Source organism: Stutzerimonas stutzeri, from assembly GCF_002890915.1.
GTDB classification, from domain to species: Bacteria; Pseudomonadota; Gammaproteobacteria; order Pseudomonadales; family Pseudomonadaceae; genus Stutzerimonas; species Stutzerimonas stutzeri_AF.
This window is the reverse complement of the sequence record NZ_POUT01000011.1, coordinates 108306-116709: the sequence shown is the minus strand read 5'-3', so window position 1 is coordinate 116709 and position 8404 is coordinate 108306. Positions and strand designations below refer to the sequence as shown.

At 59.9% G+C, this 8404-nt stretch carries 6 protein-coding genes and 3 pseudogenes; 3 read left to right on the top strand and 6 right to left on the bottom strand.

Going from position 1 to position 8404, the window contains the following annotated elements; all coding sequences use genetic code 11:
* Positions 1–126: 126 nt before the first annotated feature.
* A pseudogene (locus tag CXK94_RS18155) lies at positions 127–864 on the top strand (TerB N-terminal domain-containing protein); the annotation flags it as partial.
* 18 nt (positions 865–882) lie between these two features.
* Here CXK94_RS18155 and CXK94_RS18150 read toward each other — a convergent pair.
* Positions 883–2033 (bottom strand): IS3 family transposase gene (locus tag CXK94_RS18150; protein ID WP_102895351.1). Its coding sequence is split into 2 segments (ribosomal slippage): positions 883–1796 and positions 1796–2033, totalling 1152 coding nucleotides; the frame shifts between segments, so codons are not numbered across the junction.
* A gap of 36 nt (positions 2034–2069) precedes the next feature.
* Here CXK94_RS18150 and CXK94_RS18145 point away from each other — a divergent pair.
* On the top strand, positions 2070–4112 hold the full coding sequence (locus CXK94_RS18145; protein ID WP_256046131.1) for a DEAD/DEAH box helicase: 2043 nt from the start codon (positions 2070–2072) through the stop codon (positions 4110–4112).
* A 363-nt stretch (positions 4113–4475) separates the two neighbouring features.
* On the opposite strand, the gene CXK94_RS18140 is transcribed toward CXK94_RS18145, so the two are convergent.
* The 5 genes and pseudogenes from CXK94_RS18140 to CXK94_RS18120 all read right to left on the bottom strand — a co-directional run bounded on the left by CXK94_RS18140 (position 4476) and on the right by CXK94_RS18120 (position 7861).
* A complete protein-coding gene (locus CXK94_RS18140; protein ID WP_102895360.1) occupies positions 4476–4991 on the bottom strand; it encodes a c-type cytochrome in 516 nt (171 codons plus the stop codon).
* Between the two features lie 15 nt (positions 4992–5006).
* On the bottom strand, positions 5007–5528 hold the full coding sequence (locus CXK94_RS18135) for a methylamine dehydrogenase light chain (RefSeq protein ID WP_102895350.1): 522 nt from the start codon (positions 5526–5528) through the stop codon (positions 5007–5009).
* 16 nt (positions 5529–5544) lie between these two features.
* On the bottom strand, positions 5545–6156 hold the full coding sequence (mauD, locus tag CXK94_RS18130) for a methylamine dehydrogenase accessory protein MauD (protein ID WP_102895349.1): 612 nt from the start codon (positions 6154–6156) through the stop codon (positions 5545–5547).
* A gap of 3 nt (positions 6157–6159) precedes the next feature.
* A pseudogene (locus CXK94_RS18125) lies at positions 6160–6700 on the bottom strand (MauE/DoxX family redox-associated membrane protein).
* A 12-nt stretch (positions 6701–6712) separates the two neighbouring features.
* Complete coding sequence (locus tag CXK94_RS18120; RefSeq protein ID WP_102895348.1) at positions 6713–7861, bottom strand: amine dehydrogenase large subunit; 1149 nt, start codon at positions 7859–7861, stop codon at positions 6713–6715.
* A 330-nt stretch (positions 7862–8191) separates the two neighbouring features.
* Between CXK94_RS18120 and CXK94_RS18115 the strand changes: the two are divergent.
* Positions 8192–8401 (top strand): annotated as a pseudogene (locus tag CXK94_RS18115) (hypothetical protein); the annotation flags it as partial.
* Between the last annotated feature and the right edge of the window lie 3 nt (positions 8402–8404).

The following is an 8404-nucleotide window of genomic DNA, read 5'->3' as shown; positions in this document are numbered from 1 at the left end:
CCGTAATAGTCTCGCACTGATTTTTATGCGTGCAGCGTGTGATACAGAGTAGGCGTGCAGCATGTGATACAGCCTACCCGTGCACCATGTGATACAGCTTCGGAAGATGACTTGGCTGGACGCTTACAGAATAACTCCTTCAATAACTACGCCAGTCGCTTCGTAGACTTCCTCCGCCAAGGCCAAATACTCGCCAGGCGCTATCAAAAGGCGCCGCCGGCACCGTTACCTTACGGCTACGAAATGCCTGTAGAGCTGCGTATTGGCCTGGGTCAGTTGGCGGCTGACAAGCAACCAATGCCGGCTGACTGGGCGTTGGCCTGGGTGCTGTCTGATCACAACGTCGGGAAGCGAACACCCGTAACCCGTTGTAAAGAAGCGTTCGCCCAGTTGTTCTGCATGCGCTACGAGGAACGTTATGGCGCCGGTATGGTGCTCCCTCAGAACAAGACCCGTCTGAGACTCCAATACAACACCGCTTCTGCAGGTCTACCACCCCAAGAACTGGATGGCCTATCCGGTATTCCTGACGTCACGGCGACTAGCGCAGCTCGGAAGAAGCTGCAGCAGTTGGTTGACGAATGCACGGTGCAGTTGGAGCCCTACAGTCGTTATCTCGGCCGCAACCCCGACACTCCTGATGCACTAGAAGGGCTGTTACAGCTGCCTGTAAACCTGTGGCCGCCAACAGCTCGAACAGCGCTCGCCGAGCTAAAGCAACGCATCGGCGACGGCATGGTGGTCATGAGCTTCGGTGAGCTGGCAGGACGACTGCAGAGTGCAGGTAGCCTGTCGCGAGAAAAGGTTCTGACGCTCGCCCGCGCGCTGGAGTCTTTACACATCGGTATCGAGCCGGATGTGCTGTGAATCGCCCCAGCTTTCCTAGACACTCTCCAAGCTCTGGAAATAGCGCTTTTCAAACTCCACTGGCGATAGCTGCATAGCGCTGCTGTGCCGTCGCTTGGGGTTATAGAACATCTCGATGTAATCGAACACATCACTGCGGGCTTCTTCGCGGGTTCCGTAGGTTTTCCGTCGGATGCGTTCCCGCTTCAGCAACTGGAAAAAGCTTTCCGCGACCGCGTTGTCGTGACAGTTACCGCGTCGACTCATGCTGCTGATCAGATTGTTGGCCTTGAGGAAACTCTGCCAGTCCGAGCTGCTGAACTGGCTGCCCTGGTCGGAATGGATCATCACTTCCTGCTTGGGCTTGCGCCGCCACACTGCCATCAGCAACGCATCGATGGCCAGATCGCTGCACATCCGAGGCTTCATCGACCAGCCGATCACTTGGCGAGAAAACAGATCCAGCACCACCGCCAAGTACAACCAGCCCTCATACGTGCGGATGTAAGTGATGTCGGTGACCCAGACCTTGTTCGGTTCACTGACATTGAACTGCCGCTCCAGACGGTTGGGCGAGGCCACCGGCGGCTTGCCACCGTAGTACCCGGGGCGCCGGCGATAACCGGTCTGCGAGCGCAGCCCCTCTTTCCTCATCAGGCGAGCCACACGGTGACGGCCACAGGACTCGCCTAGCTCACGCAGGTCGTCGTGGATCTTGCGGTAGCCGTAGACCCCGCCGCTTTCCAACCAGGCATGCTTGATCAATCCGAGCAGACGCTGATCTTCCTTGGCACGCGCGGATTTCGGCTCGGCCAGCCAAGCGTAGTAACCGCTGGGATGTACCTGAAGGGTCTGGCAGAGACGCCGTACTGGGTACTCCACCGACAGCTTGCTGATGACGGCGTACTTCAGCCGGACTCCTTGGCAAAGTACGCGGCGGCCTTTTTTAGGATGTCTCGCTCTTCGGTCACCCGCTTGAGCTCCGCGCGCAAGCGACGCAGCTCAGCCTGCTGATCATCTACTTGCCGCAGCTGTACTTGGGGTTTGCTGTAGCGCTTTACCCAGGCGTACAGGCTGTGCGCGGATACGCCTAGACGCTCTGCTACATCGGCAACGCGCAAGCCGCGTTCAGTGATGTGCTTGACCGCTTCAATCTTGAATTCTTCGGGGTAACGCTGGTTGCTCATGGCACCTCCTGCTGGGTCTCATTATGAGGCTTGGAGGTGTCTACGAAACTAGGGGCGATTCACCTTACCAATCTCCTGGAGGATACGGAAAAGCCTGGGGCGGTGCTTTACATCAGCCCGCTGAAGGCTCTCATCAATGACCAGTGGGATCGTTTGGCGAGGCTTTGCGATGAGCTTGAGCTTCCTGTCATTGCTTGGCATGGGGATATCTCAGCGAGCCGCAAACATCGCTTCCTCAAGTCCCCGGAAGGCATTCTGCTGATCACGCCGGAGTCGCTCGAAGCTTTGTTCGTCAACAAGGGAACCAGCCTAGCGGGATTGTTTGCCAACCTGCGGTATCTGGTGGTGGATGAGCTCCATGCCTTTATTGGCAGTGAGCGCGGCAAGCAACTGCAGTCACTCATGCATCGTGTTGAAACAATCATTGATCGCCCCCTGCCCAGGGTTGGTCTTTCCGCCACGCTGGGCGACATGACGCTGGCTGCTGCCTTCTTGCGTCCCAATGCCCCTCATCATGTGTCGGTGATCGAATCCAAGGGTAGTGGCCAGATACTTAAAGTTCAGATCAGAGGGTATGTGGAGTCCAAGAAGGCGCTCCCGGTACGGCCTGAAGGTGACGATGTTTTTTCTCCGGACCATGCCATCGCAGAGCATCTCTTTCAGGTGCTACGCGGCAGCAATAACCTGATCTTCCCCAACAGTCGAACTCAGGTTGAGTGGTTCGCTGACAATCTTCGGCGCCGTTGCGAGCAGGATGGTGTACCGAACGAGTTCTGGCCGCATCACGGCAGTTTGGCGAAGGACATTCGAGAGGAAACCGAGAAAGCGCTGAAAGCCGGTGACCGGCCTGCCACCGCAGTCTGCACTACCACGCTGGAGCTTGGGGTCGATATCGGCAGCATCAAGACGGTAGTGCAGATCGGGGCTCCGCCATCGGTAGCTAGCTTGCGTCAACGCTTGGGGCGATCCGGACGCCGTCCGGGAGAGGCAGCCATTCTCCGAAGTTACTGCAAGGAGCGTCAGCTAGACGATGGCTCGCCCCTGTCGGATCGACTTCGCCAGGGTTTGCTGCAAAGCATCGCGATGATCCGGTTGTTGATGCAGGGCTGGTTCGAGCCTCCTCGTGTTCATGGCCTTCATTTATCGACGCTGGTACAGCAGTGCCTCTCGGTGATAGCCCAGCGGGGTGGAGCTACAGCTGCAGAGCTGTGGAGCACCTTGATACGCAGTGGTCCGTTCACTGGGGTGGAGCAGGGCAGCTTCCTCAGTTTGCTTCGTGCCCTCGGTGAGCGCGATTTGATAACCCAGGAAACATCGGGGCTCCTGCTGCCAGGCGTAGTGGGGGAACGCCTGATCAACCACTACGACTTCTACAGTGCATTTGTCAGTAATGAAGAGTTCCGCCTGGTATGCGATGGGAAACCACTTGGCGCATTGCCCGTCTCCAGGCCATTGACCGTCGATCAGCGAATCATCTTTGCTGGGCGCCGCTGGCGGGTAACGAGCGTGGACACTGAGGCCAAGGTCGTTGTCGTGAGATCCGATCCCGGTGGTGCTCCCCCGTCCTTTGACGGGCTTGGAGCCCGTGTACATGATCGGGTTCGGCAAGAGATGAGGAGCGTCTTGTTGGAGGCGGACGTCTACCCCTATCTTGATACTACGGCACAAGAGCTACTAGCTCAGGCACGTAGTGCTTTTTCGGACCTTGGACTGGCACATTCGAGCATGACCGAAAGCGGAGGTAAGACTTACCTTTTCAGCTGGCGAGGCGATTGGACAAACGATGCCCTAGCCATCTTGTTGACGCACACCGGGCTAGCCAGTGAGAACAGCGGGTTGGTCATCGAGGTTGAGGGAGATCGGACGTCGCTTGAAAGCAAGCTGCGTGAGATCGCCGAGTGGGACGGTATTGATGAATCCGCTGTTCTGGCGGACGTACAGAACATGGCTCAAGAAAAATGGGATTGGGTGCTTCCGCCAGCATTACTCATGCAGTCTTACGCCACGATGCATTTGGACTTGGGTGGAGCAAAGGCCTTGGCATTGGCTCTAGTGAGCCAGCCTGCGGAGACGGCCTGATATCTAGCTTATTCGTGTGGTGCCAGCTTTGTTGAAAGCCGACGTTGGTTCATCTGGTCAAGATGAACCAACGTCTGGCTTCGGCCCGACGGTGGTGGTTAGGGCTAAATCAATGGAGGGGTTTTTCCTTCAACACCCTTAGTGTTCATTGACAATAGGTGATTCCAGTGGCTGTGCATTGATGCGAACAGCTGGCTCTGTACGTTCCGCTCTCTTGGGCGGCACTTCGCCTTGCGGCGGGAAATGCGTACATTACTGTGAAGAGCCCCGTTCTGCTCACTCGGTATTCCTCCGCAAATGTTTGGTTTCAAACCGAGTCTAAGGCCGGCAAAAAGCAGATGCAAAACGCGGTTACCCGGGCGACTAGTCCATGCCGTCGTTGATTTCTATACCTTGCTCTATCATCTTGTTGATCAATCCGGCCCGCACGTCCGGGAGATTAAGTAACGAAGATTTCCGAGTGATTGCCACTTCTTCTTCGGTATATGGCCGGTAGTGCTCAGGCATGCTTCCACCCGCTATGCCGTTCTTTTGTAACAGCCAATTGAGCAAGTCGGCCAGTTGCGCATCGTTGAGGGCCGACTGCGACATGCCCGGAACTCGCACCAGAAATTCGCGGCCAGCCTCAACCTTGAGGAAGTTGCCGACGAAGCCCTTCATCCGCGGAGTGTCGTTGGCCTTGGAGCCCTCACCGTCGTCCAGGTGACAGCCGGCGCACTGCAACTGATAGTTAACCGGTGTGCTGTAGTGAGCCTGGGCGATGGGTTTTTGGCGCTGTTCGTTGCCAGGGGCAGGCCGCTGATCCGGATTGGGAATGGCGCGAGCCATTGCCGGAGGGGCGACCATGACGCAAGCCAGTCCGATGATGAGTGCACGCATGATCACCCCCTTCATTCAAATTGCGACCCCGCGAATCACCGCGATAGTGCAGTTGTAGATGCTCGACTTGGCGGCCAGGCACCAGTTGATGTCGTTGTTGTTGAATGGGCGGTACAGCGGCTCCTCGCTGTCGTTGCGGGTACAGGCGCACTGGGCGCAGCTGTGCTTACCGCAGCAGTCGTTGTAGGCAATGATGTAGTCCTTGCCGTCGCCCGGGTTGCGACAGGTGCCGATCCAGGTGACCTGCGACACCTCGGTGCCCGGTGGGCAGGAGGTCACGGTGCCGCCGCAGCAACTGCAGAGGAAGCCGTCAATGGAGCAGTAGCGCCAGTAGTCGCAGCTGTTGGGATCACCCGGATCACCTGCTTTCGGCGTCTCGGCGGCCAGCGCCTTGCTGGTGCGGTCGATCGGCAACAGCACGGGCAGGGCGGCCCCGGCGACCATCAGCGAGCCGAGGCGGCCGAGGAAGTTGCGTCGCGACGTGGTGTCGGCCACATGGCGAGTGGAGCGTTCGAACAGGCGGTCTAGCAATTTCATGTCAGGACTCCTTGGCTCAGTGGTTGTGCGCGCCGTGTGCGTGCTGGCTGTTGTGCAGGAATTGCTGCAGGGTGGCGCTGCCCAGGTGCTCGGTCTCGAACAGGCTGTCGAGGTGCTCACGGGAGTTCACCAGGCCCTTGGCGCGCAGCACGCCGGTGTTGTCGATCAGGGCAGCGTAGGGCAGCTTGCCGATCTGGTAGGTCATGCCCACTTCCGGGCCGACCACGTAAGTGGCGTCTTCCAGCTTGTGTTCGGCGATCAGTGCTTTCTGCGCGTCCATGTCGCCGTCGCTCACGTAGATCACGTCGAGGCGATGGGCCTGGGTCTTGGCGATGGACTTGATCGCTGGCAGCAGCGATTTGCAGATCGGGCAGGTGGGCGAGAGGAAGAACAGCAGCTGGGCCTTCTCGCCGGCGTAGCCGAAGTTCACCGGTCGGCCGCTACGGTCGGCCGCGGTCACTTGCGGGGCGGGCTCGTTGACGGCCACGCCCTTGTCGACCATCAGGGCGCCGGCTGGCGCCAGACGGCCGTGAAGCACGCCGATCTGACGCACCAGCCCCATTACGGCGAATGCCAGGGCGATCAGCAGGCACCACAACAGGATGTTAGAAACGATAAGAGCTTCCATGATTCACCTTCCGATGAGTTTGAGCAGACGGGGGCTGTTGGCCATCAGGCCATCAGCAGCGGCGTAGATCAGCAAAGCCACGGCACTGGCGGCGATGACGACGAAACCGTCGAACACGCCCAGAGCACGGCTCAGCGGAGCGAGACTGGCGACCAGCGCCAATCCCACCAGAACGGCATTGCGGGTCAGCAGCACCGGGCGGATCGGCTGCGCCTGTTGTGGCCCGGCGCAACCGCAATCGATGTCACGCCGGCCACGCCAGAGGTTGATGGCGATGGCCAGGGCATAACCCGCAAGCAGCGCAGCTGCCGCGAAGGCCGCTACCTGACGGGCTGCGGGAACCAGCAGGGCGAAGGCCAGGACCGCCTCGATGCACGGCAGAACCCGGGCGACGGGGGCGTACCAGAGCCTGCGGCAGCAACTGGTAATCCTCCAACTGGCTGGCGAAGCGGGCCGGTGCGCGCAACTTGTGGGTCGCGGCGCTGGCCAGGATCACCGCTACCGCGAGCGCGGCGGCGATGACGAAGATCGGGTCAGGTTGCATGGCGGCACCTCGTCAGTGACTGAGTACGTGAATCGCGGTCTTGGCGATACCTTCCACGGTTCCGGTGTGCGTGCCGCTGGTCAGGTCGAAGACTTCCAGACCGCCGGTGACGTTGGAGCCGAGCAGGCGAGGTTGGTCATCGGTGGTGGCTTGCAGGCTCCAGATTGGCGCGGGGGCTTCCAGAGTGCCGATACGCTTGCGCGTTTTCAGGTCGTAGACCCAGATGAGGGTGCTCGGGTCTTCCCACTTCAATGGCTCGTGGGCGTCATGCATCAGGGCATAGAGGCGGTTGAGCTTCGGCGCCACGGCGATCAGCTGCCAGCCGCCCGGTGCCCAGCCAGCCTTCTTGTCAGCGTCATCGGTGACCAGTTCCCAGGCCGGGATGATCTTCGGCTGCTTGCCGGAGAAGTCCACGGCGCGCACGGTGCCGGTGGTGGTGACGAAGTAGTAGGTGTCGCCAACGGCGTAGGCACGTTCCACCAGCTTCTCGGCGTTGGGGTCGAAGAAGGCGGTATGGGTTCGGGCGCTTTCCTGGCCGGCGTCGTTCAAGGTAACTACCTGCAGGTTGCCGTCGCCGCACAGCGAGGCAAAGCTACGCTTGCCGACCGGGTAGTTCAGCACGCAGCCGGGAATCGAGATCTCGCTGACCACTTTCTTGGCCTGGGTGTCGACCACCGTCACCGAGGTGGAGGGCGTGAAGTTGTAGATATAGATGAAGCGGTCATCCGAACTGGCGCCCAGCGCGTGGCGCTCCGGCAGCATCACGGCACGCTTGTTTGGGATTTCAACCTCCCAGTCGGGCGACAGGGTGCTGGTGTTCCAGGCGGTGAGCACGTCGGTGCGGGTGCCACGGGTGCCGCGCGAATAGAACAGGTCGGCGGTGTACAGGTACTTTCCGTCGTGGCTCAGGGTCGAGGGTGCGGCGAAACCGGTGCTGACCATACCGAGCATGCGCTTGCTGTCCGGGTCGACCACGGTGATGCGGCCGGTTACCAGGTTCTCGAATTCGGCATCGACGATGTAGGCACGATGCGGCGACGGTGGGAAGGGCAGGGTTTCCTGGCCGATGGTGTCACGGGGAAGCTCGGCATGGGCGCCGAGCCCTGCCAGGGACAGACCCAGCGCCAGGGCGGTGCGTCTGATGAACCGGGGTATTGGCATGGGGTTCTCCTTGTTGTCGGGAGTGCGTGGCATTGCCGGCGGATTCGAGAGCGGTCGGGCCGAATGACGGCTGAGCATGCAGGCGTTCTCCGCGGACAAATGAGTCGGGATGGGCATCACCACGATCCTAAAAATGCAGCTCACTGGCTTGTAAGCGCCTGCAAGAAACTTGTATTTGCCTGCCAGCATGTAGGCCTCGCAGCGGCGTGCGAAGGGTGATCGATCGATCTGGCAGGCGTAGGCAAGTGAATGGCAGGCAGATGAAAGCGTGCGAGGGAAGCTGGGCATAGCGTCGGGGTCTGTCAACTTCACTCACCACTGGGGAACCTCATGTCCAAGCTACCCACCTTCCGTCTCTCCACTCTCGCGCTGCTGCTCGGTGCCGCATTACCCGCCGGCGCGGTGGAGCTTTACGCCGATGCGGACACGCGCGTGCAAGCCAATCTCGAAGGTGTGTTCGGCCTTTTTCACAGCCGTGAGAACTATGCCCCGAGCGGGCGCCTGGAAGAAGGCAGTTCCTCCTGGCGCGAGGGCACCGTATCC